This is a genomic window from Lentzea sp. NBC_00516 (genome assembly GCF_036346835.1).
GTDB lineage: Bacteria > Actinomycetota > Actinomycetes > Mycobacteriales > Pseudonocardiaceae > Lentzea > Lentzea sokolovensis.
In genome coordinates, this window is the sequence record NZ_CP107840.1 from 3823349 (window position 1) to 3849980 (window position 26632).

20 protein-coding genes are annotated in these 26632 nt (G+C 68.8%); 13 read left to right on the forward strand and 7 right to left on the reverse strand.

Features of this window, described 5'->3' with window-relative positions; all coding sequences use genetic code 11:
- Positions 1 to 34 precede the first annotated feature (34 nt).
- Entirely contained in the window at positions 35 to 871 is an 837-nt protein-coding gene (locus OG205_RS16810; RefSeq protein ID WP_330277189.1) for a PhzF family phenazine biosynthesis protein, read from the reverse strand.
- A 114-nt stretch (positions 872 to 985) separates the two neighbouring features.
- Here OG205_RS16810 and OG205_RS16815 point away from each other — a divergent pair, with 114 nt between their 5' ends.
- The gene (locus OG205_RS16815; protein WP_330277190.1) at positions 986 to 1453 is read left to right on the forward strand and encodes a PhzA/PhzB family protein; all 468 of its coding nucleotides are present in this window, start codon (positions 986 to 988) and stop codon (positions 1451 to 1453) included.
- A 138-nt stretch (positions 1454 to 1591) separates the two neighbouring features.
- On the opposite strand, the gene OG205_RS16820 is transcribed toward OG205_RS16815, so the two are convergent.
- The gene (locus OG205_RS16820; protein ID WP_330277191.1) at positions 1592 to 1954 is read right to left on the reverse strand and encodes a hypothetical protein; all 363 of its coding nucleotides are present in this window, start codon (positions 1952 to 1954) and stop codon (positions 1592 to 1594) included.
- 233 nt (positions 1955 to 2187) lie between these two features.
- Here OG205_RS16820 and OG205_RS16825 point away from each other — a divergent pair, with 233 nt between their 5' ends.
- Complete coding sequence (locus tag OG205_RS16825) at positions 2188 to 2475, forward strand: hypothetical protein (RefSeq protein WP_330277192.1); 288 nt, start codon at positions 2188 to 2190, stop codon at positions 2473 to 2475.
- A gap of 500 nt (positions 2476 to 2975) precedes the next feature.
- Positions 2976 to 3827, forward strand: coding sequence for a cellulose-binding domain-containing protein (locus OG205_RS16830; RefSeq protein ID WP_330277193.1), 852 nt, complete (start codon positions 2976 to 2978; stop codon positions 3825 to 3827).
- Here the strand turns inward: OG205_RS16830 and OG205_RS16835 are convergent, their stop codons facing one another.
- Positions 3828 to 6053, reverse strand: coding sequence for a glycoside hydrolase family 95 protein (locus OG205_RS16835; RefSeq protein ID WP_330277194.1), 2226 nt, complete (start codon positions 6051 to 6053; stop codon positions 3828 to 3830).
- A 360-nt stretch (positions 6054 to 6413) separates the two neighbouring features.
- Here OG205_RS16835 and OG205_RS16840 point away from each other — a divergent pair, with 360 nt between their 5' ends.
- From OG205_RS16840 to OG205_RS16855, 4 genes are all read left to right on the forward strand, one after another.
- A complete protein-coding gene (locus tag OG205_RS16840) occupies positions 6414 to 7625 on the forward strand; it encodes an MDR family MFS transporter (protein ID WP_330277195.1) in 1212 nt (403 codons plus the stop codon).
- A complete protein-coding gene (locus OG205_RS16845; RefSeq protein ID WP_330277196.1) occupies positions 7625 to 9088 on the forward strand; it encodes an ABC transporter substrate-binding protein in 1464 nt (487 codons plus the stop codon). The genes OG205_RS16840 and OG205_RS16845 overlap by 1 nt, the downstream gene beginning before the upstream one ends.
- Positions 9085 to 10803 carry an ABC transporter permease subunit gene (locus tag OG205_RS16850; protein ID WP_330277197.1) on the forward strand — a complete coding sequence of 573 codons (1719 nt, stop codon included), beginning with the start codon at positions 9085 to 9087 and terminating at the stop codon, positions 10801 to 10803. The genes OG205_RS16845 and OG205_RS16850 overlap by 4 nt, the downstream gene beginning before the upstream one ends.
- 81 nt (positions 10804 to 10884) lie before the next feature.
- Entirely contained in the window at positions 10885 to 11856 is a 972-nt protein-coding gene (locus OG205_RS16855) for a cellulose binding domain-containing protein (RefSeq protein WP_330277198.1), read from the forward strand.
- Positions 11857 to 12084: 228 nt separating this feature from the next.
- Here OG205_RS16855 and ggt read toward each other — a convergent pair whose 3' ends face one another.
- Positions 12085 to 13857, reverse strand: coding sequence for a gamma-glutamyltransferase (gene ggt / locus OG205_RS16860; RefSeq protein ID WP_330277199.1), 1773 nt, complete (start codon positions 13855 to 13857; stop codon positions 12085 to 12087).
- Between the two features lie 295 nt (positions 13858 to 14152).
- Between ggt and OG205_RS16865 the strand changes: the two genes are divergently transcribed.
- From OG205_RS16865 to OG205_RS16880, 4 genes are read left to right on the forward strand one after another with little or no spacing between them, the layout of a single operon-like run.
- Positions 14153 to 14458, forward strand: a complete 306-nt coding sequence (locus OG205_RS16865; protein WP_330277200.1) for a hypothetical protein — start codon at positions 14153 to 14155, stop codon at positions 14456 to 14458.
- Positions 14459 to 14464: 6 nt separating this feature from the next.
- Positions 14465 to 15142, forward strand: a complete 678-nt coding sequence (locus tag OG205_RS16870) for a YcnI family copper-binding membrane protein (protein ID WP_330277201.1) — start codon at positions 14465 to 14467, stop codon at positions 15140 to 15142.
- Positions 15139 to 15642, forward strand: coding sequence for a copper resistance CopC family protein (locus OG205_RS16875; protein WP_330277202.1), 504 nt, complete (start codon positions 15139 to 15141; stop codon positions 15640 to 15642). Before OG205_RS16870 ends, OG205_RS16875 begins: the two co-directional genes overlap by 4 nt.
- Entirely contained in the window at positions 15639 to 16691 is a 1053-nt protein-coding gene (locus OG205_RS16880) for a PucR family transcriptional regulator (RefSeq protein ID WP_330277203.1), read from the forward strand. Before OG205_RS16875 ends, OG205_RS16880 begins: the two co-directional genes overlap by 4 nt.
- A gap of 33 nt (positions 16692 to 16724) precedes the next feature.
- On the opposite strand, the gene OG205_RS16885 is transcribed toward OG205_RS16880, so the two are convergent.
- On the reverse strand, positions 16725 to 17606 hold the full coding sequence (locus tag OG205_RS16885; RefSeq protein WP_330277204.1) for a helix-turn-helix domain-containing protein: 882 nt from the start codon (positions 17604 to 17606) through the stop codon (positions 16725 to 16727).
- Positions 17607 to 17897: 291 nt separating this feature from the next.
- On the opposite strand from OG205_RS16885, the gene OG205_RS16890 reads away from it, so the two are divergent.
- Both OG205_RS16890 and OG205_RS16895 read left to right on the forward strand, forming a co-directional pair.
- Positions 17898 to 18341 carry a hypothetical protein gene (locus OG205_RS16890; protein WP_330277205.1) on the forward strand — a complete coding sequence of 148 codons (444 nt, stop codon included), beginning with the start codon at positions 17898 to 17900 and terminating at the stop codon, positions 18339 to 18341.
- A 14-nt stretch (positions 18342 to 18355) separates the two neighbouring features.
- A complete protein-coding gene (locus OG205_RS16895; RefSeq protein ID WP_330277206.1) occupies positions 18356 to 18958 on the forward strand; it encodes a hypothetical protein in 603 nt (200 codons plus the stop codon).
- Positions 18959 to 19428: 470 nt separating this feature from the next.
- Here OG205_RS16895 and OG205_RS16900 read toward each other — a convergent pair whose 3' ends face one another.
- Both OG205_RS16900 and OG205_RS16905 read right to left on the reverse strand, forming a co-directional pair.
- Positions 19429 to 25638 carry an SdrD B-like domain-containing protein gene (locus tag OG205_RS16900; protein ID WP_330277207.1) on the reverse strand — a complete coding sequence of 2070 codons (6210 nt, stop codon included), beginning with the start codon at positions 25636 to 25638 and terminating at the stop codon, positions 19429 to 19431.
- Positions 25639 to 25991: 353 nt separating this feature from the next.
- The gene (locus tag OG205_RS16905; protein ID WP_330277208.1) at positions 25992 to 26177 is read right to left on the reverse strand and encodes a hypothetical protein; all 186 of its coding nucleotides are present in this window, start codon (positions 26175 to 26177) and stop codon (positions 25992 to 25994) included.
- Positions 26178 to 26632: the final 455 nt, after the last annotated feature.

Sequence of the window (26632 nt, forward strand, 5' to 3'; positions counted from 1 at the left end):
CTCTCCTGGCGGGCTCCGTCACGAAGCGGCCGCCTCACACGTAGAAGACGCCCTTGGCCACCACGACCGCCGATCCGGCGACCTCGACGACGTCGATCACGTCACGCGAGCCGCGCGCGACGGCGTGCATCGTGGAGGGCCGCCCCATCTCGACACCTTGCCGGATCTCGATCTCGTCACCGGACTGCAGCAGACCGTGCCGGATGAGGTGCACGGCCAGTGGGCCGGCGGCCGACCCCGTCGCCGCGTCCTCGGTCACCCCGTAGGCCGGCGAGAACATCCTGGTGCGCCACTGCGTACCGGAGCCCGCGAAGCAGTTGACCGCGACGTCGAGGTGCTCGGCCAGTGCGCGCTGGTCCGGCACGACCCGCGACAGCGCGGGAATGTCCGGTAGCCCGACGAAGACGTGCCTGGGCCCGTTGCGGTAGACCTCGACCGGCAGCGCCGACTCAGCAAGTCCCAGTGCCGCAAGCAGGTGGTCCGTCTGCTCGTACGGTTCCCACGTCGGGTTCGGCTGCCGCATCCGCGCCGAGACGACGCGGCCGCCGACGCGGCAGAGCCGGAACGGGATCGTGCCCATGTCCGTTTCCATCCGCAGCAGGTCGCCCGGCACCGACTCGCCCAGTGCGATCGCGGTGCCCAGGGTGGGGTGGCCGGCGAACGGCAGTTCGTTGACGGGCGTGAAGATGCGGACCCGCACATCACCGTCGTGGCGCGGAGGCGAGACGAACGTCGTCTCCGAGAGGTTGAGCTCGCGCGCGATCTCCTGCATCCGCTCGGCGGGCAGGTCGGCCGCGTCCAGGAAGACCGCGACCGGGTTGCCCCGCAGCGGGGTTTCGGTGAAGACGTCGACCACCACGTACTCGTGCATGCTCCCCAGCGTAGAGACCGCACCTGTCGCGCCGGAAGCGCGTGTCCAACTGCCGAGCGTCCCACTTGGACACCTGCTTGACGCGAAAGCCCTCGTGCGGCGACGGTTCCGGGCATGACGTTCGCAGACGGAGTCGAGCAGAGGCAGCACAATCGCGCGGTGGTCGAGGACTACCTCAGCCGCTTCGGTGAGAACAGGCTCTCCAGGTACCTGCTGTTCACCGAGGACGGCAGCGCCGGGCTCTACACGGCCGACACCACCGAGCCGATCGTGTCGCAGGGCCACGAGAAGCTGAAGGCGCACGGCGAGTGGTCGTTGCGGATGTTCCCCGACTGGAAGTGGTTCAACATCGAGATCTTCGAGACGCAGTACCCCGACCGGTTCTGGGCCGAGTGCGACGGCGAGGGGGAGATCAACTACCCCGGTTACGCGCCAGGCTTCTACCGCAACCACTTCCTGCACTCGTTCGACTTCGACAACGGACGCATCGTCCGCCAGCGCGAGTTCATGAACCCGTTCAACCAGCTGCGGTCGCTCGGCATCGAGGTGCCCGCGATCAACCGCGGCGGCATCCCGACCTGACCGCGGCATCAGACCGTCCACATCGGACCACCGACTGACCGCGAAGCACAGAGGGAAGCATGACCTCGGCCCACGCCGTGACAGCGTGTCGCGGTGAAGGAGTCCTTCACCGCGACACCGGACAGGCTTTCTCAGAACTCAGTTCTCGTAATCGGAGATCGTGATCCAGCGGTAGCCGTGGCGGTCTTCCTTGCCCGGGTGCACGATGGCGGAGTTGTGGGTGTGACCCTCACACCTGGTGCCGCCGTAGGTCTGCACATCAGGCCAGCCCAGCTGGTCGATGATCACACCGGGATGCTGGCCCGAGCCGCCGATCAGGCACCGCCCGTTGACTCGGACGCTCTTGACGTGCGCCACCTCGTAACGAACGGCCACGCACGACTTTCCTGCCGGCGCCGAGCAACCCGCGGCGGCAGCCGGACCCGCGGTCAGCGCCAGCGTGCCCGCCGACACCGCGACCGCTGTCACCGCACCCGCGAGCCACGCGATTTTGCGATCCATTTTCCACACCTTTCGCAGCCGAACATTCCCAGTTCGCAGAATAGGAAGAACCCGATCAGGCCACGACACATTGCGAGCAATCAGGAAAGTCTTCCGGCGCCTGGGAACACCTCCGAAAAACCCCGAAGATGTTGCGCACTCCTTGCGGGAAGGAGGGCTCACCGGCGATGGTCGTCAAACATTCAACGACGTACCCACCGGAGGCAGCCATGCGCGCAAAATTCCACAGGACCGTGCGAACGACAGGAATCGCGCTCACCCTCGCCCTGAGCGCCGGGCTCGTTCTCGGGGTGTCGCCCGCGAGCGCCGCCAGCTTCTCGATCAAGACCACGCTCAGGTACCACGGCGACAGGTTCCCCTCGCAGAGCGCCGCACAGGACGAGACCCGACCGGCCGCCGACGCGGCGTGCTTCAAGAAGTACGGGTACCGGGCGCGCGAGATCAAGCCTGGCGCGTTTTACGGGCTCCAAGCGAACGGGGGCACGAATTGGCACCAGTTCTGGACGTGCTACAGCAACTGACGGCGCACTCTGCCCCGCTTGGACCGAAAGGCACGTTGGAGCCACCAGCCGGCTCGAACGTGCCTTTCTGCCATCGTGCGGTTCATTCCGCAGCCGAACCAGGCAGGCGACGGCCATGCATGAAGATCGTCACGCTGCTGCTGACCAAGGCGGCTGGGCGCGGTCGCGGTCGAGATGGCGACGACGCGTCTGGTGCGAGAGCTCGGGCCGGAGGTGCGCCTGCTCCAGCTGCGGCTCATCGACCACGGCAGCACCGCCACCCGCTGACCAAGCTCCGACATTCGACAGAATTCGATTCGACCGCCGCCCAGCGCACTATGCCGATTGCGCGGAACTTCTTCCGCATTCGGCGTAAGCATCGTAGCCTCTGAAATCCGATCAGCCGTTCGGCCGAACTCCCCTTGGCTCGATCGCCGACGTCGCTTTGCTGCAGAGGAACGATGAGACGACTACCGGTCCCCTTGAGGACGAGCTCTGTCAGATGGTTTCTGGTTGCCGCCGTGCTCCTGACCAGCGCGGCGACCGCGTGTGGAGGTGAGGGCGAGCAGGCCTCACCCGCGCCTTCGAGCACGCCGGCGTGGGTCCCCTCGATCATCGAGCCCCCCACCAAGGCAACCCGGGCCACGACCGTCCAGAGCGTCGTCGACGTGCGGACGGTCAGGCTCTGGGACGGCACGGAGATCAAGGTCGCAGGGCTCGCCGCGCCCGACACGTGCTGGACCGAGGCGTCCACCGCCTTCGCGAAGACCATGCTGCTGGAAAAGCCGGTGGAACCGACACCGGAGGGATCCCTGCGGCTGGCGGACGGCACGGACTACGCGATGCTCGCCGTCGAACTCGGCATGGTGCGCGGCGACGCGGCCGACGACCGGGCGCTGACGGAGGCGGAACAGTCCGCGGCGGCCAAGCAACTCGGCCGGTGGGGGCCGCCCTGCGTGCAGTCGAACACCGCCGCACCGCCACCGGCGGCCGCACCGCCACCGCCGGCCAGCACCGGCACCGCGGTCCCGCCCGCCCCCAAGGCGGTCACCGGTTGTTCCGTCGAGTACCGCGTCACGCACACGTGGCCCGGCGGGTTCCGCACCGACGTGACCATCCGCAACACCGGCACCACCGATATCACCGGCGGCTGGACGTTGCGGTGGAAGTTCGCCAACGGGCAGAAGGTGTCGGAGATGTGGAACGCGACGATGCAGCAGTCGGGTGCGGACGTCTCCGCGACCGCCGTGTCGTACAACCAGACGATCGCCCAGGGCGGTTCGGTGCTGATGGGGTTCACCGCTTCCAGCGACAACACCAACTCCGACCCCCGTGCGTTCAGCCTCAACGGGTTCGGCTGCACCCGCGTCTGATCAGGTGGACACCTCCGCCAGTCCACCGTCGAACACGTGCCGCACTCCCGGCCGCATCTCGAGTCGCACCCGGCGGTCGCGGTACCGCACCGCGACCGTCCGCGGCGAGCCTTCGCCGTGCACCGCCGCCGCGGTCAGCTCACCGTCGTCCCAGGTCAGGTCGACGGTGAGACCACCACGGGCACGCAGGCCCAGCACCGAGCCGCGCCGCCACGAGGAAGGCAACGCGGGGAGCAGTCGCAGCTCGCCCGCGTGGCTCTGCAACAGCATCTCGGCGATCGCCGCCGTGATGCCGAAGTTGCCGTCGATCTGGAACGGCGGATGGGCGCAGAAGAGGTTGCGGTACACACCGCCGCCGTGCGCGCCGTCCGCCGTGACGTCGGCGAGGAACATCGCCAGCAGCTCCTCGGCGCGGCCGCCGTCACCCAGCCGCGCCCACAGTGCCGTTTTCCATGCCAGCGACCAGCCCGTGCCCGCGTCACCCCGGTCGATCAGCGCCTGCCTGGCCGCCGCCGCGAGTGGCGGCGTGCGTTGCGGGTCGATCTGCCGTCCTGGGTACAGGCCGACGAGGTGGGACACGTGCCGGTGCGCCGGCTCGGCGTCCGGCAGCTCGGCCGCCCACTCCAGCAGCTGGCCACGGCTGCCGATCGGCGGCGCGGGCAACCGGCGCAGCAGGTCTCGCGCCCGCGCCACCACGTCGTCGTCATCGCCGAGTCCGAGCGCTTCGGCGGCCGTCACGACACAACCGAAGAGCTCCACCATGAGCGCGATGTCCATTGTGGACCCGATGCCCACCGCGACGGGCCGCCCGGCGCTGTCGAGGTAGTGGTTCTCCGGTGACGTCGACGGCGCCGTGGTCAGCACCCCGTCGTGCTCGACGAGCCAGGCCGCGCAGAACTCGGCGGCGCCCCGCAGCACCGGCCACGTCCGCTCGCGCAACCGGTCGAGATCCCCGCCGAACTCGAAGTGCTCCCAGAGGTGCAGGCTCAGCCACGCCGCCGCCATCGGCCAGTTCGACCACGCCGGGTCGCCCGTCCCGGCGCCGACCGGGGTGGCGAGGCACCACGGGTCGCTGTTGTGGTGAGCCACCCAGCCCGGCGCCCCGTACAGGTTCCGTGCGACGTGTTCGCCTTGCGCGGCAAGCTGTTCGACGAAGTCCAGCAGCGGTTCGGAGCACTCCGGCAGCCCGGCCACCTCGGCGGGCCAGTAGTTCATCTGCAGGTTGATGTTGAGGGTGTAGTTGCCGCGCCACGGCGGGTCGACGTGCGGGTTCCACACGCCCTGCAGGTTCGCGGGCAACGTGCCGGGCCGCGAGCTGGTGATCAGCAGGTAGCGGCCGAACTGGAACAGCAGCGCGGCCAGGGCCGGATCAGGGGCCGCGATCCGTTCGTCGGTCGGGAGGCCGGGTGCGGAGCCGAGGTCGAGACGGACGCGGTCGAACAGTTTCCGGTGCGCGGCGACGGATTCCTCCCGCAGCCGGTGCCAGCCGAGCTCCCGCGCCTGTTCGACGCGGCTGGTGGCGAGCCGGACGCACTCGGCCGGATCGCGCTCCGGTTCGACTTCCGCGCCGCGGTGGCCGGCCTCGGTCGCCACGTAGACGGTCACCGCGTCCTGGCCGTCCCGCTCCACGGCAACCGCGGCCGCGTAGGCCATTTCCACCGTGCCCGAGAGCCCGACCACGTGGCCGTCGGCGAACCCGCTGGCCCCCAGGGCGTTGTCGAGCGCCATCGCCAGACCGATCTCAGCGGGGCGGTCGGTCTGCACTCGCCACGCCAGCACGTGCAGACCGGGATGGCACACGGCCTCCCGCAGCACGCCGACTTCCCCAACACGGTAGGTGACCGCGTACACGCCGGTGCGCAGGTCGAGCCGGCGCCGGTAGGCCTCCACGGCCGCGGCGTCCTCCCCGACCCGCAGGTCGAGGCGCAGATCTGCGAGCGGGAGGTAGCGGGCGGTGTCAGGCCCCTGCACGGTCTTCAGCAGTTCCTCGGCACCCACGGCGTCACCTGCCAGCGTGAGCCGCCGGGCCTGCTCGATGACGGCTGGATCTCCCGGTGCGGGCGGCACGGGCGACCCCGACCACAACCGGTCGTCGTTGAGCTGCAGCAGCTCGCTCCGCACGCCGCCGAACGCCATCGCTCCCAGCCGGCCGGTGCCGAGCGGCAGCGCCTCCTCCCACACCGAGGCGGGCGCGCGAAACCACAACGCGGTGTCGTCGCCTGTCATCTTTTCTCCCACAGAGACGGTGAGCGCAAATCGAAGCGCTTCGACACAAGCTTTTGCGGAGTGCTCTGCAGCACAGACCGTGTTGACGTGAAAGCTCGCACGCACCCTTCCGCACAGTCAAGCGAAGCAGCCCGCGGCGGCGGTGTTTCGCCATGTTCGACACCACCTGTCGAACATGGCGCCGCGTTCGACAGCGATCCACGTATTCAACAATAGCGATTTCGCAATATGTGCTCCATCTCTCCGCGCAATATCCGAAGAACGAGGAAAACGAGTCGCGTTCTTCCGGCAAGGGTCGGCTAAGGTTCATTTCCACCTAACGTTGCCGCTCGGCGGTCGAAGAACTGAGCGGAGTGCGTTGTGGGGGCGGTACGTGAGCGCGGGCAGGCGCTGAGGCGGCTGGGCTCGCTCAGTCCGGTGGCACGCCTGCTCGTCGTCAGTCAGTTGTTGTTCAACATCGGCTTCTACCTCGTCGTGCCCTACCTGGCCGGGCACCTGGCCGGTGACCTGGGGCTCACCGGCTGGGTGGTCGGGCTGGTGCTGGGGCTGCGGACGTTCAGTCAGCAGGGCCTGTTCGTCGTCGGCGGCACGCTCGCCGACCGGTTCGGGCCGAAGCCCCTCATCCTCGCCGGCTGTGCGGTGCGAGTGGCCGGGTTCGCCGTGCTCGCGTTCGCGTCGTCACTGCCGGGAGTACTGGGCGGCGTGGTGCTCATCGGCTTGGCGGGGGCGTTGTTCTCCCCTGCCGTGGAGGCGTCCCTGGCCCGCGAGGCCGAGCCGGACCGGCGTGCCGACACGTTCGCATTGCTCACGGTGTCCGGCGAGATCGGCGCGGTCACCGGCCCGTTGCTCGGCGTGGTGCTGGCCGGTCAGTTCCGCATCGCCTGCCTCGTGGGCGCGGCGCTGTTCACCGCGATCGGCATCATGCACGCGTGTCTGCTGCCCCGCCTGCCCGCCGAGCACCGCGGTGAACCAGTGCTGGAGGGCTGGCGCGAGGTGCTGCGCAACAAGGTCTTCCTGGTCTTCGCCGGCGGCTACTCCGCGTTCCTGGTGTCCTACAACCAGCTCTACCTCGCGCTGCCGGCCGAGCTGAACCGCGTCGGTGCGGACGAGAGGACGCTCGGGCTGCTGTTCGCGCTCGCCTCCACGCTCATGATCGTCGGCCAGCTGCCCGTGGCCGCCCTGGGCCGCAGGCTGCTCGGCAGGTCCGGTGCGCTCGTCAGCGGGTTCGTCCTCATGGGACTCGCCTTCGCCGTGGTCGCGCTGCGCCCGCCCGGCACGACCGGAGCCGTCGCCTTCGTCGTGCTGCTCGTCCTCGGCGAGATGCTCGCTGTGCCACAGGCGAAGGCGCTCGTGCCGACGCTCGCGGGCGAACGCAGGCTCGGCACCTACTTCGGTGTGCTGGCTTCCGCTGGTGGCGTGGCCGTGCTGGTCGGCAGCACCGTCAGCGGCGCCCTGCTCGAACACGGGCGCATCGCCTGGATCGTGCTCGCACTTCTTCCCCTGGCGGGGGCCTGCGTGCTCACCGTCCTCACGCGCTCCGGCGCGATCAGCGAAACACCGAAAGGCCGGTAATGAGAACACGACGGGGGCTTCTCGCCACCACGCTGCTCGCGGTGTGCGGACTGACCGCAGGGTGCTTCACGGGTGCGGCCAGCCAAGGGCCGCAACGGTTGCACGTGGCGTTGCCGTTCCCGCCCGCCCAGGCGATGTCGCCGTGGAGCAACGACGGTCTGCTGCTCACCAAGCTGGGCATCGCCGAGTCGCTGGTCGGGCTCGACCGCTCCGGCCGGCCGGAACCGCAGCTCGCGGAGAGCTGGACGCGGCAGTCGGACACGGAGTGGAACTTCCACCTCCGCACCGGGGTCCGCTTCCACAACGGCACCCCGTTCACCGCGCAGGCCGCGGCAGACGCGCTGAACCGCTCGGCACAGGCCAGCCCGGTACCTCGAGCGATCAAGGGCCTGAACATCGTCGCGAAAGCCGGCGGCGAGCTGGACCTCACCGTGACGACCGCCAAGCCGGACCCGATCGTGCCGCAGCGGCTGTCCTCACCGAACCTCGTCGTGCTCGCTCCGGAGGCCTACACCGCCACGGGCGCGAACCCGCGCAACGCCGGCACCGGCCCGTTCGTACTGCAGGAACTCAAGGGTGAGGAGAGCGCGACGCTCGGCGCCTACCCCGAGCACTGGGCAGGCGCGCCCCTGTTGTCCGGAGTGGACGTACGGTTCATCCCGGACGGACAGACCCGCACCGCGGCGCTGCGCGCGGGCGAGGTCGACGTGGCGACGACGCTGCCGGTGTCCACAGCCGAGAACCTGCAGCACATCGAAGTACCGCTGCCCAGGGTCGTGTCGCTGTCGCTGAACACCACGAAGGGCACGTTCACCGACCCCGCGCTGCGCGACATCGCCCGCAGCGCGGTCGACCAGAACGCACTCGCCACCGGCGTCTACGAGTCCCACGCGGACGCCGCCCGCGGTCTTTTCGGCCCGGCGACGCCGTGGGCCAAGGCTCCTGCGGCACTGCCGGTCACCGACCGCGCGGGGAACGGCGAATGGGTCGTGCTGGCGACCATCAGCGACCGGCCAGAACTGCCCGAGGTCGCGTCCGTCATCGCGGAAGCCTGGCGGAGCAAGGGGTTTCAGGTCGAGCAGGTCGTCAAGCAGTACAGCCAGCTGGAAGCCGACGTGCTCGCCGGACGGTTCGACGCCGTGATCATGTCCCGCTCCTACGCGCTCGACAGCGGTGACCTCGCCGGGTACCTCGAGTCCGACTTCAGCTGCGCGGGCGACAACAACCTGTCGAAGCTGTGTTCGGCCGACGTCGACGCGGCCATCGCCAAGGCGGTCGCCGCGACCGACGTCCCCACCCGTGAACAGGCGACGCTCGACGCGCAGGGGGAGGTGCTCGCGACCTTCGCGGCGGTGCCTCTGGTGCACGAGCGCGCCTTCATCGGGCACGCCAGTACCGTCCGCGAGATCAGCGACGACCCGTACGAACGCCGCCTCGTGACCCGGTCGACGACTCGAGGATGATCGGGCGCCTCACTTCCGCAGTCGGCCGTTCGTCCGTCGTCGCCGTAGTAGTCACCGCCGTCGCCGCGGTGATCGGTCTGTTGCCGCTGATCTCGGGCAGGGACCCGGCGCTGACCGTGCTGCGTGCCAGGTCGGCCGAACGCGAGGCCGACGTGGAGGCGCTGGCCTCCGTCCGCCGGGAACTCGGGCTCGACGCGGGCCCCGCCGGCCTGCTGCGCCGGTGGCTAGAAGGCTTGGTGCACGGCGACTTCGGACGGTCCTGGGTCTCCGGCGAACCGGTCGGCGCACGGGTGGCGGACTCGCTCGGCGTGTCCGCCACGCTCACCGCGTTCGCCGTGCTGGTCGCCGCCGCCGTCATGGCGCTGCTCATGGCACGCACCCTCGTGCGGACGGTGAACGGCCGCCGCGACGACAGCGGCAACGGTGTCGCCGCGGTGCTCGCCGGCATGCCCGAGTTCGTCCTCGGCGCACTGTTCGTCGTGGTGTTCGCCGTGCGGCTGGGGTGGCTGCCCACGTCGGGGTGGAACGACCTCGGCAACGCGGTGCTCCCCGCGGTCGCGCTCGGCATTCCCGCGGGCGCCGTGCTCGGCGTGGTGGCCCGCGACGCCATCCGGGACGCGGCGAGCGAGCAGTGGCTGCGGGCGTGGACCGCGGCGGGCCTGCGCCGACGCGTGATCGGTCTCGCGGTGCTGCGCAGGGCCGCGTCCGTGGTGGCCCAGCAGCTCGGCCTGCTCTTCGCGGGACTCTTCGGCGGTGCGGCCGCGGTGGAGGTGGCGTTCGCGGTGCCGGGCATCGGCCGGCTCGCGATCAACGGTGCCATCGCGCAGGACGTTCCCGTCGTGCAGGCCTGCGTCCTGACGATCCTCGCGGTCGGGGTGGTCACGAGCGGGATCGGCGGGCCTGCCCGCCGACTGCTGCTCGGTCGTGCCGCCACAGCCGCGGCACTCACAGCGGCACCGCCCGCGCCCCGGCCGCCGGCACGCACGTGGGTCTGGATCTGTGCGACGGCGGCGGCCGGAATCGTGATCGGGTACGGGCTGCTGCGCGACCCGCTCGCGATCGACCTGACGCACCGGCTGCTGTCACCGTCACTGACGCACCCGATGGGCACCGACGCGGTGGGCCGCGACATGCTGGCCAGGTTGAGCCACGGCGCCGTGAACACCGCCCTGCTCGCGCTCGCGGTGACCGCGACGACCGCTGTCATCGGCGTGATGGTCGGGCTGGCGGCGAACCGTACGTCCACCGTCTCCGCACTCATGAACGCACTCCCACCCGTGGTGGTCGCACTCGTCGTCGCGGCCGCGGCAGGGCCGGGGTGGGCGGGCGCGGTCGCGGCGGTCGTCGTCACCGGCTGGGCCCCCCTCGCCGGGCACGCGCGGTCGCTGGCGGCCGAACAACGCGCCAGCACCTATCTCACCGCGTCCCGGGCGCTCGGCGCGTCCCCCTGGCACCTCACCACGAGACACGTGCTCCCCGCGATCGTGCCCGCGGTCGTGCGCAACGCCTGTGTGCGGCTGCCCGCGGTGGCGCTGGCGTTGGCGACGCTGGGATACCTCGGGCTCGGCGCCCAGCCGCCGGACCCGGAGTGGGGCCTGCTGATCGCCGAGGGAATGCCGTACGTCGAACGCGCGCCGTGGACCGTGCTGTTCCCCGCCGCGGGACTCATCGCGCTCGGACTGGCGGCGTCGTCGCTCGCCACGCGCGTGCGGTGAACGGGCCGAAAGATTCCGAGAGTTTTCCGGGTACTCCGGAAGTCGGCGCTGGTAACAAGGTGCGCCATCTAGTTTCTGAGCATGAGGCGACCTCAGCTCACCATCGCCACCCTGGCCGTCTCGGCGCTCGCGGCCGGATGCACCAGCTCTGACCAGGTGCCGGTACCGCGATCCGCGGCGAGCTCGCTCGCGCCGATGCCGGAGGGCGCGATCGAGGTGACGGTGCAGGAGGTGAAGGACAGCAGGACGGTGCTGCTGACCGACGGCTCCCAGCTCCGCATCACCGGACTCGCCGAGCCGGGCGCGTGCTGGGCGGAGTCCGGCACGACCTTCGCGAGCACGACGTTGCTCGGCAAGAAGGTCCACATCACCAAGTCCACACCGGACGCGTCGCCGCTGTGGCTGCCGAACGGCACCGACTACGCGCTGCTCGCCGTCGGCGCGGGCGTGATGCGCACGGACTCCGCGGACTACCCGGCGTTCAAGCAGGCCGAGCAGAACGCGGCCAGCGGCAACCTCGGCCTGTGGGGACCTCCCTGCCACGCCGTGCCCGGCGCCGCCGCGACCACGACCACGACGACCGAGCCGACCACGACGCCGCCACCTGCACCACCGGCGGCGGAGGCCCTGCCGGCACCCAATACGCCGGTGAAGCCGAAACCGAAGCCCCAGCCGCCGGCCGCCGTCCCCGCACCGCCGCCGCCTGCTCCCCCGGCTCCCCCCGCGCCCACCTACGGCTGCCGGGTGTCCTACCGGGTCACGAACCAGTGGAACGGCAGCTTCCGCACCGACGTGACCATCGCCAACACCGGCTCGGCCGCCGTCAACGGCTGGAGGCTGAACTGGTGGTTCGGCTCGGGTCAGACCGTCAAGGAAATGTGGAACGCGTCGTACAACCAGTCCGGTGGCTCGGTGAACGCCTGGAACGTCGGCTACAACCCCACGATCCCGCCGGGTGGGTCGCTGCTGATCGGGTTCACCGCCACGAACGGCAGGAACAACCCCGCTCCCAGTGCCTTCAGCCTCAACGGGCGTGCCTGCGCCGTCGGCTGAGCCCTCGCGGCCCTCGCGTCGAAGGGCGCCCCCGGACCTGCGGTGGTCGGGGAAGCGCCCTTCGGCCTTTTCGTTCAACCGGCTGATCTCGCGGACGTCCGCTCACCGGGTTGCGGCTCACGACGGCGTCCGTCCCGTCAGCTGATCTCGCGGCCATGTCCACTCACGACACTGCGGCCCACCGGAAGAGTTCCGATGGGCCGCAGTGCTACGGATGAGTCGGCCGGGTCAGCCCGTCCGAACCACGCGGGCCGCCCCGCCGCCCCGCCGGGTCGGCTCGGCGAGTGCGCGCCAGCCGCCGCCGGGGAGGCGTTCGATCGCAGTCGCCGCGCCGATGTCGGCCACCTGACTGAACTGGTGGCCGATCCCGCTCAGCCCGGCCGCCTGCGCGGAGGCGATGAACGCCGCCTCCGCCGGTGTCACGGCCGCGTTCCGCTGCGACGCGCGCGGCGCCTTGATCGCGTCGAGCAGGGAGAGCTTGCGGTCGATGTGCAGCGTGAGGATCTGGGTGACCGTGGTGATGATCGTCGCGCCACCGGGGGAACCGGCCACGAAGGCCAGCTCACCGCGGTCGAGGACGATGGTCGGCGCCATCGACGAGCGCGACCGCTTGCCCGGGCCGGGCAGGTTCGGGTCCGGCACGCCCGGCGTGACCGGGACGAAGTTGAAGTCGGTCAGCTCGTTGTTGAGCAGGAAGCCACGACCGGGCACCACGATGCCGCTGCCGCCCTCGGCCTCGATGGTGAGGGTGTAGCTCACCGCGTTGCCCCAGCGGTCGGTGACCACGAGGTGCGTCGTGTTCTCCGCGTCCTGGCGCGACGGCGAGGCCTGGATCGCGGCGCCGCACGGCTTCGGGTCGCGCGGGTCACCCGCGGCCAGCGGTGCGGGCAGCACCGCGCCCGGCTTGATCAGGCACGCGCGGCTGTCCGCGAAACGCTGCGACAGCAGCTCCTTCGTCGGAACCTGCGAGAACTTGGGGTCACCGACCCAGCGGTTGCGGTCGGCGAACGACAGCTTCGTGGACTCGATGAACCGGTGCAGGTGCTCGACGTCGGACACCTTCGCCAGATCCGTCGACTCGAGGACGTTCAGCGCCTCACCGACAGTCGTGCCTCCGCCCGACGACGGTCCCATGCTGTACACGTCGAGGCCGCGGTAGCTGACGTGGGTGGGTTCCGGCTCCTCGACGCGGTAGCGCGCCAGGTCGAGCAGCGACATCTGGCCGGGGCGCACGTTGCGGATCGCACCGGGCGCGACCGGCGGGTGCTGCACGGTCCGCACGACATCGCGTCCGATGGGGCCGCCGTGCAGCGACGCGAGCCCGGTGCGCGCCAGCTCGCGGTAGGTGTCGGCGAGCTCGGGATTGCGGAAGACGCTGCCTACCGCCGGAGGCTTGCCGCCGGGCAGGAACAGGTCACGCGTCGAGGTGATGTCGGCGAACCGCGTGGCGTTGTTGGCGATCTGCGTGTTGAACGTCTGGTCGACGACGAACCCGCGGCGTGCCAGCGTCTCCGCGGGTGACATCGCCTCGCGCAGACCGATCGTGCCCCACTTGCGCAGCGCCTGCTGCCATGTCCTGGGGGTGCCGGGCACACCGACCGCCAGGCCGCTGGTCATGGCTTCGGCGAACGGCACCGGCCGGCCGTTCTCCACGAACAGGTTCTCGTCCGCCGCGTGCGGCGCGGTCTCACGTCCGTCCAGAGTGGATACCCGGCCTGTTCGTGCGTCGTAGTAGACGAAGTAGCCTCCGCCGCCGACTCCCGCGGAGAACGGGTCGGTCACGCCGAGCGCCGCCGCGGTGGCCACCGCGGCGTCGACAGCGTTGCCGCCCCGCCGCAGCACGTCGATCCCCACCTGGGAAGCGTCCGGATCCACACTGGACACCGCTCCGCCCCATCCGGTCTGCTCCGGAACCCTTGGCGCGGTAGGAGAATCGGCGTGGGCGGCGGGGCTGAGCAACGCCGTGCTCAGCAGAAGAGCAATGCCTGTTCGAAGCAGCATGCCCTTCTCATACCGCGTCTTCCCCTTTCAGCGAAAGGAACTTGAGGAAGAGCTGAGGTTGACCGATCAGCCGGCGGTGCGGAGACCGGCGCTGCGGCTCTAGGTCCGTCCCGGTGTCGCGGAACTTGTTCCGAAAAGCTCTAACTTCCGTTTTCCGGGAAGAAAAACCCGCCACGATCACATAGAGACCTTCAACCGAATCCAGATGAAGGAAACATCGATGTCGAACTCGATTCGAACGAGGACGCTCGGACTCGCAGCCGCCTGCACGATGGCACTCGCGACAGTCACCCTCATGAGCGCACCCGCCCAGGCGGCCAACTGCAACGCACCGGCAAACGAGTCGTGCATTCGGATCACCAACAACACCAAGCAGATCCGCAGCCTGCGCGAGAGCAGGACGAACCGCTGCCTCACCGGCATCGAGCCCGGCCAGACCCGCGAGTGGTCGAACATCTCGGCCAGCTTCGGCCACCACCTGTCGTTCACGAGTTTCACCGGCCGCAAGTGCGAGGGCAACACCCGGTTCAACGATTGGGCGGGCACCGGATGGACTGCGCCCGACTCCCGCAACTTCCGCTCCACCACTCTCTACAACTAGTAACCCATGACTGGTGACAACGGTGCCGGTCGGCCGATGATGCGGTGGTGTCTCGCGGTGCTCGTCGCGACAGCGGCGGGGCTGGCCGGCACCGGAGTCGCCTCCGCGCACGTCACCGCCCACGTCAACGGCGAACAGCCGGAGAAGGGCGGTGAGGGCGCGATCGTGCTCAGGGTGCCCAACGAGAGCGAACAGAACACGGTCCGCGTCGAGGTGACGATCTCCCCTGACTACGACCTCACCAGGGTGCGCACCAGGCCGGTCCCAGGGTGGCGCGCCGAGATCGGCAGGGTCGCGGGAGGCACCGTCACCACGATCATCTGGACCGCGCTGGCCGGTGCCGCGATCCCGCCCGGTGACGAGCACTACAACGATTTCTCCTTCACCGCCGCGCCGTTGCCGGAGAACGTCGACCAGCTCGTGTTCCCGACGAAACAGGTCTACGCCGACGGCAGCCTGACGGACTGGTCGGAGGAGCGGACCGGCGACACCGAACCGCGGTACCCCGTGCCGGTGGTGGAGCTAGCCGAACCGTCGGGCGCAGGACACCGACACAGCCAGGCCGGCCCGGCCTCGCGGGCCCCGACCTGGCTGGCGGTGGTGCCACTCGGCGCCGCCGTACTGATCATGGTCGGTTTCGGCACGTTCGCGCTGGCCAGAAACCGGTGGAGGAAGCAGCGATGAACAAGCTCGGCACGATCGTCCTGGTCGCCCTGTTCGGCCTGTGCGTCCTCTCTCCGCCCGCCTCGGCCGGCGGAGCGCTGACCTCCTCCTCCCCCTCTGCGGGAGCACGCGTGAGCAGGGCACCGGAGGCCGTCAAACTCACCTTCGACCGCCCGGTCCGTGATGGTGGCGCCAACGTCGTCAACGTCACCGGTCCCGACGGCACGCCGTGGAGCTCCGGTGTGCTGGGCGTCGACGGCAACGTCGTCACGGCCGTCCTGTCGCCACTCGGCCCCGAGGGCGAGTACGTCGTCGACTACGCGGTCCGCCTCGGCGATCCGGCCCCGCTGACCGGGCAGCTCCGGTTCACGCTGACGAAGCCGGGACCGGCCGCGCAGAAGCAGGCCGCCCCGAAAACGACGAGCCCGCAGACGTGGGCGTGGCTCGGCGGCATCCTCGCGGTGGTCGTGACGCTCGCCGTGGGCGCGGGTGTCCTGCAGGCACGACGAGGGCGGCGGTGACACACCCCTGGCCCGGCTGGCAGGACGAACTGCGCGCCGTCCTGTCGGCGTCCCAGGAGCGGTACAGGGCGACCGGCGCGGTGTCGGCTCCGGACGTCGCCGGGCCGCACGAGCTCGGCCGGGACTGGGCTCGAGCGCACCGTTCACTCGCCCCGCTGCTGCTCGCGGTCGAGGACCTCACCCGGGAAGCGGTGAGGGCGGTGATCACCGGTGCGGACGACGACAGCGGCGTACCCCGGCTCGCCGCGAACCTGCGCGGTGCCGGCGTAGCGGTCATCCGGGAGCTGCTGACCGGAGCCCGGCACAGCTGCTCGCCCGTCGTGCCGCGCCCGGCAGACCAGCAGCTGACCGCCGCGAACCTCCTGTGGGGCGCGCACGTGCCGCCCGAACCTGGTTACGCGGTGATCGCCGCGCGTTCCCGGCACACAGGCATCAGCGACTTCGGCCGGTGTGTCGACGACGCGCTGGGGGCGTGCGGCCGGCCCGGCTTCGTACACCTGCTCCTGGACAGCGGCGGCTATTTGCTGGGCCCAGCCCACGACGAGCAGGACGCCGTGAATCTGGCACTGCGGCTGCACGAGCACCTGTCCGGCGCGGTGTGGCTCGCGGTCGCCTGGCGGGCGAACACCGATGTCGAGGAGGGCAGGCACGAGGCGAGCGTCGTGCTCGACCTCGTCACGAGCCTGGCCCAGCCACCTGGCGTGTACGGGGTCGAGGACGTGGTGGTGGAGTACGCGTTGATGCAGGACACGTCGACCCTGGTGGCTCTGCTCTCGCTCATCGCCCCGGTCGTGCACCAACAGTCGCTGCGCACCACGCTCGAAACCCTCACTGCCACGGGCGGCAACCGCAGCAAGGCGGCCAACGCCCTGGACATCCACCGCAGCACGCTGAACTACCGGCTGGGCCGCATCGAACAGCTGACCGGACACACGCCGAACATCGCCCACGGACTGCAGACGCTGGCCGCCGCCCTCACCATGTACGAGGTCGTGCACGCCCCTGATCCTGCGGATCGCTGGCCCGAGCAGGTCCGCGCCTGGGTCTGACGGCGCCGATGAGTGCTGAGCGAGGGCATGCGCTCAGGCGCACAGCGCGTACGCGGCCGTGAGCACGCGCAGTCCCTTCACCGTGAGCGGAGACTGTCCGGTCAGCTGTTCGATGCGCGTCAACCGGTAGTCGATGGTGCTGCGGTGGATGATCAGCCGGTCCGCCGCACCGGACCGGTTCCCTCCCTCGGCGATGAGCGCGGCCAGGGTCGTCCGCAGCGAGTGACTCTCCATCACGGGCGCGATCAGCCGCCGCAGCACCCTGGAGCTCACCGGCGACCGGGCCACCGCGTGTTCCACCAGCACGTCGGCGCGGCGGTACACACCGGGCGGCAGCCCCAGCGCGCCGACGATGCCGAGCAGCTGTGTCGCGCACGCCAGGTCGTCCGATCCCGCGCCGTGCACGACCGCCATCCGGATCTGGTGCTCCGGCAAGCCGGTGACCACGTCCCGGCACTCCCGCATCGCCTCTTCCTGACTGCTCGACGGCAGGTGCAGGTGGCCTCGATCGCCCTGCACCACGCACGTCATGCCGGAGCGCCGTACTCCCCGATAAGCAGCCGCCACCACGTCAGCGGGCCCCTTGGTCCGGAAGGCCACCGTCACCGCGGGCCCCACGAGTTCCTCCGGCTCCGGTGCGTCCTGGCGGAATCCGCGCATCAGATCGACCGCGAGCCGCCCGCAGGCTTCGTACCGCGGCGTGCCGGTGCCGTCGACCTCACGCGCCATCGCGTTCAGAACGGTCAGCAGGTCGTCCACGGCGCCGCCTGACCGCGCCCACAACGCACCTATCTCCTGCACACCTGCCGCGATCTCGGCATCCGGGTGGTCCACGTGCGACAGAGCGGCAAGGCACACCGTCAGCACCCGTCGGGCGCTGTCCTGCGGCGACAACGTCGCGACCGCCGTGTCCACGTACCACTCCTCCATCCGGGTGTGTGCGGGATCACCGCGATTAGACCTGGCGAATCCCGTGCGACATCACCGAAACCAACGGAAATGGATCCGAATTCAACGGAGTTCCCGCATCCGGGGAACCTGTGCGCGAATCGCTGGTTCCCAAAACGGTCCTTTTCCGAACATGGTGGATAGACGATCAACCGACAGTGCACGCAAGCTTTCGGTGCGTCACCAAATCTCGAAACCTTGGTTTTCTGGAAATCATTCCTTGTTTTAGCGGCACTCGCCGCATCGAGGGAGGTTGTTGTGGGATTTTCAAAAAGGCTCAGCAAAGCCGCCGCACTCGGCGTCATCGCGGCGGGTGCCGCGGCACTGCTCACCGCGACGCCGGCACAAGCGGCCTCGCACTGCCACTTCTCAAACACCACGGGCAGGTACAGCTGCAGCGGAAGCAACAGCGTCCGCGGCCCCAACGACGTCATCGGCTCGAAGCTGTTCACAGGCTACGACTACTCCGGCGACTCGCTGACCATCTGGGTCGACCGCCCGTGCCCGAAGAACAACTACGTCGACTACACGATCGACCTCGGCAGCGCGATGCGCAAGAAGGTCACCTCGGTCCAGGCGTGGTCGACCTGCTGGACGTGGCTGTACTTCGAAGACGGCTCGCGTGACGGGCCTTACCAGGGCAACGATCCGGACGTCGGGACATGGGCCAACGACCGGGCCGTCACAGTCGGACTGAGCTGAATCGGAGAAACACGATGACCAAGTTCTCTCACCGCGCGAGTGCGGTCGCGATGGCTTCCTTGATGTGCGTCGGCATCGGCCTCGCCGCTCCCGGCACGGCGTCGGCGAACCACGAGGGTCAGGCAACGACCCGCGAACTGCTGCAGAAGTGCAACGAGGGGCGCACCGACAAGTGCGACTTCCGTCCCAGCGGCGGCATCTCGGTCTACAACGGTTCCCGAATGCTCGCCGGCAGCTCGACGAACTGCACGAACTTCAACCAGACCCGGGTCATCCGGTACGAGGCCGCCCAGGGCACCACCCACTCGTTCGGCGTGGAACTCAGCGCCAAGACGACAATCGGCAAAGCGTACGAGTACGGCATCACCGTGTCCTACAACCGCGAGTGGTCGTGGCTCGACACGACGTCCGACGAGATTCGCCAGGACGTCGGGCCGAGGGCACGCGTGATCATCTACGCCGCGAAGCAGCGGTCGCGGGTCAGCGGCACCTACGAGCTGAACTTCCGAAGCCGTTACAAGGGGCACTACTACTGGTACGTCAACGGCACTGTCGACGGCCAGACCAAGGGCCAGCCGTGGGACATCCGTTCGGAGCAGGTGCGGGCGGATTGCTGAACCCGCCAGACCGTGGGTGGCTGCGGTAGCGACCACAACCACCCACGACGCTCCAGTGCGGGCCCATCCGCGATCCTGCCGAGATTGATCCACGACTTCGTCGCGTCCCAGCTCTTCCGGTGCCCGTCAGTCGTCCACTCAGCCGAGGAACTCGAATCCGTTGAGCGGACAACTGGCGGGTACACGGCTTTCGTGGCGACACACGACATGGAGCCGGCCGACGATCTGCGGGACGCAAGGCGCGTGGTCAGCGAGGTCGGTGGTGTGGCGCCGAAGTCGACGTCCGCGTAGGCCACGTAGTCGACGGAGTGCGCGATGTCCTGGCCCGAACGGCCCCCTCGTCCCCGAAGTCAATACCGGGACGGCCGTCATCTCGGGGCATGAGCAGTGCAGACAGTCCTGGCCGCCAGCCTCGAACAGGCACGGCCCCCGGCGACGAAGACCGGGGGCCGTGCCTGTTCACTTGCCGACTAGCTCTGCGACCGCCGACGCCTGCCCTGCAGCAGCAGGAAGGCACCACCGGCGATCATCGTGAGCGCCGCGAGGAGCAAGCCCCACACAGCAGCACCCGTGGAAGCCAGCGGTGGTGCCACTGGCTTCGGCAGCAGACCCGCGTCGAGGGTGAGGTCGACACGCTTGTCCTTGCCCAGCTTGACGACGTGGGTGCATCCGTTCACCAGGTCGGCGTCGGAGTCCTTCGCGTCGTCGCCGACGTGCGGCGTGGTCAGCTTGCGACCAGCCACCAGACCGGTCAGCGGATCGGCGTTGAAACAGACCTTGTACTCACCGTCCGGCAGATCGGTGAACAGGTACTTGCCGTCCTTGTCGGTCTTGCTCTGCTCCACCGGCTTGCCGGTGCCGTCCTGCAGGAACACCGGAAGCTCGGGCACGCCGGGCTCGCCGGCGTCCTGCACCCCGTTGGAGTTGTTGTCGTACCAGACGTAGTCACCGACGCGGTTGGTCGGCGGCACCAGACCCAGATCCTGGGTCAGGTCGACGCGGTTCCCGACACCGGCCTTCACCGGCGGCGTGCACCCCGTCGCCGGGTCGACGTCAGAGTCCTTGGCGTCGTCGCCGACGTTCGGCTTGGTCGCCAGGTATCCGGCGTAGGCACCAGGCAGAGCACCCATCTCGAAGCAGACCTTGTAGGTGCCGTCCGGGATGTTCGGGAACTCGTACTTGCCGTCCTTGTCGGTCTTCACCGGGTCGCCGACGGGCTTGCCCTTGTCGTCGAACAGCTTGACCGGCACATCGGGAACGCCGGGCTCACTCTGATCCTGCACGCCGTTGCGGTTCTGGTCCGACCACACCAGGTCGCCGATCTTGTTCGGCGGTGCGATCAGACCCGCGTCGAGCGTCAGGTTCTTGCGCTTGCCCACCCCGAGGACCACGGGCAACGCGCAGCCCGTCGCCGGATCGGCGTCCGAGTCCTTGGCGTCGTCGCCCGCGTTGACCTTGGTGAGGGTGTAGTCCTTCACCGCGGCCGGCAGGTCGGCGATGTCGAAGCACACCTTGTACTCGCCGTCCGGGAGATCCCGGAACAGGTAGATGCCGTTCTCGTCGGTCTTGGTGGTGGCACCGGTGTTCAGCTTCACGGTCACGTCGGCCACGGACTTCTCGCCCTCGTCCTGCAGACCGTTCTTGTTGGCGTCGATCCACACGAGGTCGCCGAGCAGGTTGATCGGCGGGTGGATGCCGGCGTCGACGGTCAGGTCCTCGCGCTTGCCGATGCCCAGCGTCACCTCGGGGGTGCAGCCGGTGTCGACGTTCGCATCGGAGTCCTTCGCGTCGTCAGAGCCCGCGTTCGGCAAGGTGTAGAAGAAGTCCTTCACCGCGTCGGGCATCGGGCCGAAGCACACCGTGTACTTGCCGTCAGGCAGGTTCGGGAACTCGTACTTGCCGTCCGGCCCCGTCTTCGTGGTGTCACCGTTCGACAACTTCACTGGCATGTCGGGAACGCCGGGCTCGCCGTCGTCCTGCACGCCGTTCTTGTTGTCGTCACGCCAGACCGTGTCGCCCAGCTTGTTCGGCGGGGAGACCAGACCCATGTCGAGCGTGAGGTCCTCACGCTTTCCGGTGCCCAGCGTGGTTTCCGCCGTGCAACCGTCCGCACCGGCGTCGGAGTCCTTCGCGTCGTCACCGGCGTTCTGCGTCGTGACCTTGTAGTCCTTCACCGCGGCAGGCAGGTTGGCGAGGTCGAAGCACACCTTGTAGGTGCCATCCGCCAGGTCGGTGAACAGGTACTTGCCCTGCGCGTTCGTCGTCGTGGTCGCGCCGGTGTTCAGCTTCACCGTCACGCCCTCGACCGGAACGTCGGTGGCATCCTGCAGACCGTCCTTGTTGACGTCGATCCACACGTAGTCACCGAGGCGGTTCACCGGAGAGATCAGACCCATGTCGATCGTCGGGTCTTCCGGCTTGTCGACGTTCAGTTCGACCTCGGGCGCACAACCCGTTGCCACGTCGGCATCCGAGTCCTTCGCCTCGTCGCCACCCTGGTCCGGCTTCGTGACCTGGTAGTCAGCGACCGGCCCCGGCATGTTCGCGATGTCGAAGCACACCTTGTACTTGCCGTCGGGCAGGTTCGGGAACTCGTACTTGCCCTGGTCATTGGTGGTCGTGGTCTTGTCGCCCACCTTGACCGTCACCCTGGGCACACCAGGCTCGTCCGGATCCTGGACACCGTTCTTGTTGGTGTCGATCCAGACCGTGTCGCCGAGCTTGTTCGGCGGCCTGATGCCCAGGTCGAGCGTCAGGTCCTCACGCTTGGCGCTGCCGAGCGAGGTCTCCGGCGTACAACCGTCGGCTCCGGCGTCGGAGTCCTTCGTGTCGTCGCCACCCGCGTTCGGCCTGGTCACCAGGTACTGCTGGTACGGCGCAGGCATGTTCGCGATGTCGAAGCACACCTTGTAGGTGCCGTCGGACAGGTTGTCGAACAGGTACTTGCCCTGGTCGTCCGTCGTCGTGGTCTGGTCACCGACCTTGACGGTCACGCCAGGTACGCCCGGCTCGCCGCCGTCCTGGACACCGTTGCGGTTGGTGTCGACCCAGACGTAGTCGCCAAGCTTGTTCGGCGGCGAGACCAGACCCATGTCGAGGGTCAGGTCGACGCGCTTCCCGGTGCCCAGCGTGGTTTCCGCCGTGCAACCGTCCGCACCCGCATCGGAGTCCTTCGCGTCGTCACCGGCGTTCTGCGTCGTGACCTTGTAGTCCTTCACCGCGGCAGGCAGGTTCGTGACGTCGAAGCACACCTTGTAGGTGCCGTCGGACAGGTTGTCGAACAGGTACTTGCCCTGCGCGTCCGTCGTCGCGGTCGCGCCGTTGGACAGAGTCGCCTTCACGCCCTCGACCGGGATGTCGGTGGCGTCCTGCAGACCGTCCTTGTTGACGTCGATCCACACGTAGTCACCGAGGCGGTTCACCGGAGAGATCAGACCCATGTCGATCGTCAGGTCCTCCGGCCGGTCGATGTCGAGCTTCGTCGGCGGAGCACACCAGGTGTCGGCGGCCGCGTCGGAGTCCTTCGCGTCGTCGGAACCGGCGTTCGGCGTCGTCGGGATGAAGTCCGCGACCGGCTGCGGCAGGTTCGTCTTGTCGAAGCAGACGGTGTACTCGCCGTCGGGCAGCTTGTCGAAGACGTACTTGCCGTCCGGACCCGTCTGCGTGGTCTGGTCACCGACCTTCACGGTCACACCGGACACCGGCGGTTCGCCGTCGTCCTGCTGACCGTTCTTGTTGGTGTCGATCCACACGTAGTCGCCGAGCTTGTTCGGCGGCCGGATGCCCGCGTCGAGCGAGAGGTCCTCGCGCTTGTCGGGGCCCAACGTCGTGGTGTGCGTGCACTTGGTCGCCAAGTCGGCGTCCGAGTCCTTCGCGTCGTCGGCACCGGCGTTCAGCCGCGTCAGCAGGTAGCCCGCGTACTCGGCCGGAGCGGTCGAGATGTCGAAGCACACCTGGTAGGTGCCGTCAGGCAGGTTGTCGAACAGGTACTTGCCCTGTGCGTCCGTCTGCTTCGGGGTGCCCACGGGCGCGCCCGTGCCGTCCTTCAGCGTCACGGTCACGCCGGGAACGCCCGGCTCGTCGCCGTCCTGGACACCGTTGCGGTTGGTGTCCTTCCAGACGAGGTCACCGACCTTGTTGTTCGGCGGTGAGATACCGGCGTCGAGGCTCAGGTCCTCGCGCTTGGCGGCACCCAGCGTCGTCGTCGCGGTACAGCCATCGGCCGGATCGGCGTCGGAGTCCTTCGCGTCATCACCAGCATCCTTGCCGGTGAACGTGTACCCGGCGTACTGCGCGGGCAACGTCGACAGGTCGAAGCACACCTTGTAGACGCCGTCTTCCAGCTGGTCGAACAGGTACTTGCCCTGCGCGTCCGTCTGCTTCGGCTGGCCGACCTGGGTGCCATCGCCCTTCTTCAGCACGACGGTCACGCCGGGCACGCCCGGCTCGCCGGCGTCCTGCAGGCCGTTGCGGTTGGTGTCGGACCAGACGAAGTCACCGAGCTTGTTCGTGATCTTCGCGTTGATACCGGCGTCGATCGTGTGATCCGCCGTACCGGCCTTGCCCGTGGTCGCCTGGGCCTTGCCCGCGGCGTCCACATTGGAGTCGATGACCCGGTCGGGACCGGCCTGGCTGATCGTCCACTTCAGATCGGCCTGGCTGGGCGCACCCGGCAAGGCCCCCGCGTTCACCCCGCTGTAGTCGAAAGCGAGGTTGTAGCAGGTGTCCGGCTTCAGGCCATCCGCCGCGCCGAAGTAGTACTCACCCTTGGCGTTCGTGGTCTTCACCGGGAGGGCGGGACCACCGGCGCACGGCGTCGCAGTGACCTTCACACTGGCGACCGCCGGCTCGTCACCGTCCTGCGTGCCATCACCATCGGTGTCGAACCAGACGCGGTTGCCCAGCTGGACGGGCGCGAGATCACACAGCGCCTCGAGGTCGGCCAGGCCGTTCGCCTTGCCCCAGCCCTCGGTGTTCACGTCGCTGATCTGGTAGGCATTCGGGTAACCGGCGGCCGTCATGGTGCCGTCGGCCCGGTCGAACCAGCCCACGCCACCGGTGTTCAGTGCCGTCGGGTCCATCACCGTGTCCGGCATCCGGGTCTCCCCGTACACGACGGCGAGCGCTCCCTGTGCGGTCTCGTTGTGAGGGCTGCTTTGTGAGTCGCTGTAGTACTCGCCAGCGTAGTACTCGACCACGTCGCCCGACTGGCCGTTACCGTTGTTGGCGGAATTGTTGTTGTTGGGACACGTTCCGGTCCCCTCCCAGGCGTAGCTGCCGTCAGCCTGCCGGCACACCCGGTTGAGATCGCCGCCGCTGACGGTGTCCCACTGCCCAGACGATCCGTCCGCCGGGGACAGGCTCTTGCCGCCCTGGTCGCCGAAGCGGTCGCGGAACGCCAGGACGAGGTCGCCCGCCGCCTCGACACCGATGTCGGTCAGCAACGGCTCGGGGTTCACCACGAGCCCGCCGAACGGGGTCGGCTGCTTGTAGGTGGTCTGCCAGGGCAGCCAGCGGTCGGTGCCGCTGCCCTGCCACAGGGCGGTGCCCCGCAGGTAGTTCAACGGCTGGTCGACCACCGGCGCGCTGAACGCGCCAGCGGCGAACGTCCGCACCACGACCCGCATGTCGGCCGTGTTCTGCGTCGACTCGCCAGAGCAGACACCGCCCACGTAGACCAGACCGTCGCGGACCGCCAGTGCGCCGGGCCGCCAGTCGGCCGCGTTGGCGCAGGGCGACGGGATCGCGTAGGAGGCCTTGGCCGCACCCGCCGTCGCCGCGGTGGCGTCGTAGACGTAGAGCTTCTTGTCTCCCATGTTGACGACGTAGAGCTCGCTGCCGTCCTCGGAGATGTCGATGTCGCCCAGCGACTCCTTGCCGACCACGTTGGCGAAACCGGCGTCGAAGTTGTTCGCGTGGTCGTGCGCGGTGGTTCCCGTGTTGGGAACGGTGGTGAACAACGTCGTCGCGCCACCCCCGGCGGGGGTGACGTAGACGCCGCCGGAACCACCGGTGCCGTAGTCGGCGAGCCGCTTCGCGAACGCGCCGGAGAAGATCCGTTTGTCCTGCTTGCGGTACGCGATGCCGTACACCGCGCCCGTGGTGCCCTGGTTCGCGATCTGCGTCGGCGCGGAGGCCGTGCCACGACTCGTGAACGGGAAGGTCACCAACGATCGTGCGGCGTCATCGACGTTGCTGCTGCCGTCCTGCTTGCGGGTCGCCCGCTGGCAGGCCGTGACGAGCGCGGGGCTCGACTGGCAGTAGTCGGCCGGGTTCCACAACGCCGTGGTGACACTGACGTCCTTGCTACCGGAGACATCCACGAACATCGTGTTGCTCTCGAGCCCGGTGCCCGCGGGGGCGGGCTGCAGGACGCTTCCGGCCGGGGGGTTCACCTGGACGCGGTACTTGCCACCGCTGACCGGACCGAGTCCGACGGTGACGTTGCCGTCCGCACCGGTCGTGCCGGTCGCGGTCTGGCCGGCGGGGTCGGTCACGAGGACGGAGGAACCCGCCACGCCGCCTTCCAGCGCGGCCTCATACGTGCCGTTGCCGTTGACGTCACGGATGACATTCACGGTCAGCGTGCCGTCGCCGGGACCGGCATTCGCTGGCTGTATCACCACGGCGGACGAGGCGGCCACCAGCGCGGCGAGCGCGGTAGCGAGCGGACGTTTCACGAGATCGCTCCTAGACGGGCAGGATCGGGGCACGCTGCGAGAACCTGGAAAATGCCACTGTTTCCACAGGTCCGCCCAACTTCGATCACCGTCCTGAGATCACTTGTCGCTCTTCCTGGTGAACTTGTCTCACATGATTGGCCGCTTGATGAGCTATTTCCGTGGCACCTAGTAGCGCACCCCAACCGCATTGGGGGGATTGCGCGCACGATCGTGGTTTCAGGTTTAACTGAGGCCGTCGCCGTCCGCGACTGTCCACATGAGAGGTTCGCTCTACCAGGTCAACTTTCGGGCAGGTGTCACAGTTTGACCGCACGCCTATGAGGCTGAACTGGTGGTTCCGGGTTCTGTACTCAGCTTTTCCTGGTTTCAGCGCCTGTTACCGGCGAAGGTCGCCTTCTGGCGGTGAAGGACCCGAGCGGACGCTGAAGGGAAGCCGTTGAGCACACCGGAGCCGTGGCCTCATAGACGTAGAGCTTCTTGTCGTTCAGGTTGACGTAGAGCTCGCCGCCGTCCTCGGAGATGTTGACGTCGCCCAACGACTGCTTGCCGACAACGTCGGCGAAGGCACCGCCGACGTTGTCCGCGTGGTCGTACGCGGCGGTGCCGGCACTCGGCCCACCGGAGCCATGGTCGGTGGGCCGTTTCGCGAACGCGCCGCATTAGATCCGCCTGTCCTGCTTGCGATACGCGATGCCGTACACCGAGCCGGTCGGCCTGGCTCGCGACCTGCGTCGGCGCGTCCGCTGTGCCGCGCGAGGTGAACGGCAAGGTCACCAACGACCGCGAGGAGCCGTCGACGTTACTGCTGCCGTCCTGTTTTGCGGTCGCCCGCTTGACAGGCCGTTGCTCTCGAGGCCGGCACCTGCGGGGGCTGGCTCCAGCACGCTGCCCACAGGCGGAGTCACCTGCACGCGGTACTTGTCGCTACCGAACGGGTCGAGCCCGACCGTAATGCTGCCGTCGACGCCCGTGATCCCGATCGCGGTCTTGC

What these genes read in the sequence shown, in the direction of transcription:
- OG205_RS16875 (WP_330277202.1), top strand. Translation starts at nt 15,139, where the DNA reads ATGAACAAGCTCGGCACGATCGTCCTGGTCGCCCTGTTCGGCCTGTGC.
- OG205_RS16810 (WP_330277189.1), bottom strand. Translation starts at nt 871, where the DNA reads ATGCACGAGTACGTGGTGGTCGACGTCTTCACCGAAACCCCGCTGCGG.
- OG205_RS16865 (WP_330277200.1), top strand. Translation starts at nt 14,153, where the DNA reads ATGAGCGCACCCGCCCAGGCGGCCAACTGCAACGCACCGGCAAACGAG.
- ggt (WP_330277199.1), bottom strand. Translation starts at nt 13,857, where the DNA reads ATGCTGCTTCGAACAGGCATTGCTCTTCTGCTGAGCACGGCGTTGCTC.
- OG205_RS16855 (WP_330277198.1), top strand. Translation starts at nt 10,885, where the DNA reads ATGAGGCGACCTCAGCTCACCATCGCCACCCTGGCCGTCTCGGCGCTC.
- OG205_RS16850 (WP_330277197.1), top strand. Translation starts at nt 9,085, where the DNA reads ATGATCGGGCGCCTCACTTCCGCAGTCGGCCGTTCGTCCGTCGTCGCC.
- OG205_RS16870 (WP_330277201.1), top strand. Translation starts at nt 14,465, where the DNA reads ATGACTGGTGACAACGGTGCCGGTCGGCCGATGATGCGGTGGTGTCTC.
- OG205_RS16835 (WP_330277194.1), bottom strand. Translation starts at nt 6,053, where the DNA reads ATGACAGGCGACGACACCGCGTTGTGGTTTCGCGCGCCCGCCTCGGTG.
- OG205_RS16895 (WP_330277206.1), top strand. Translation starts at nt 18,356, where the DNA reads ATGACCAAGTTCTCTCACCGCGCGAGTGCGGTCGCGATGGCTTCCTTG.
- OG205_RS16815 (WP_330277190.1), top strand. Translation starts at nt 986, where the DNA reads ATGACGTTCGCAGACGGAGTCGAGCAGAGGCAGCACAATCGCGCGGTG.
- OG205_RS16845 (WP_330277196.1), top strand. Translation starts at nt 7,625, where the DNA reads ATGAGAACACGACGGGGGCTTCTCGCCACCACGCTGCTCGCGGTGTGC.
- OG205_RS16820 (WP_330277191.1), bottom strand. Translation starts at nt 1,954, where the DNA reads ATGGATCGCAAAATCGCGTGGCTCGCGGGTGCGGTGACAGCGGTCGCG.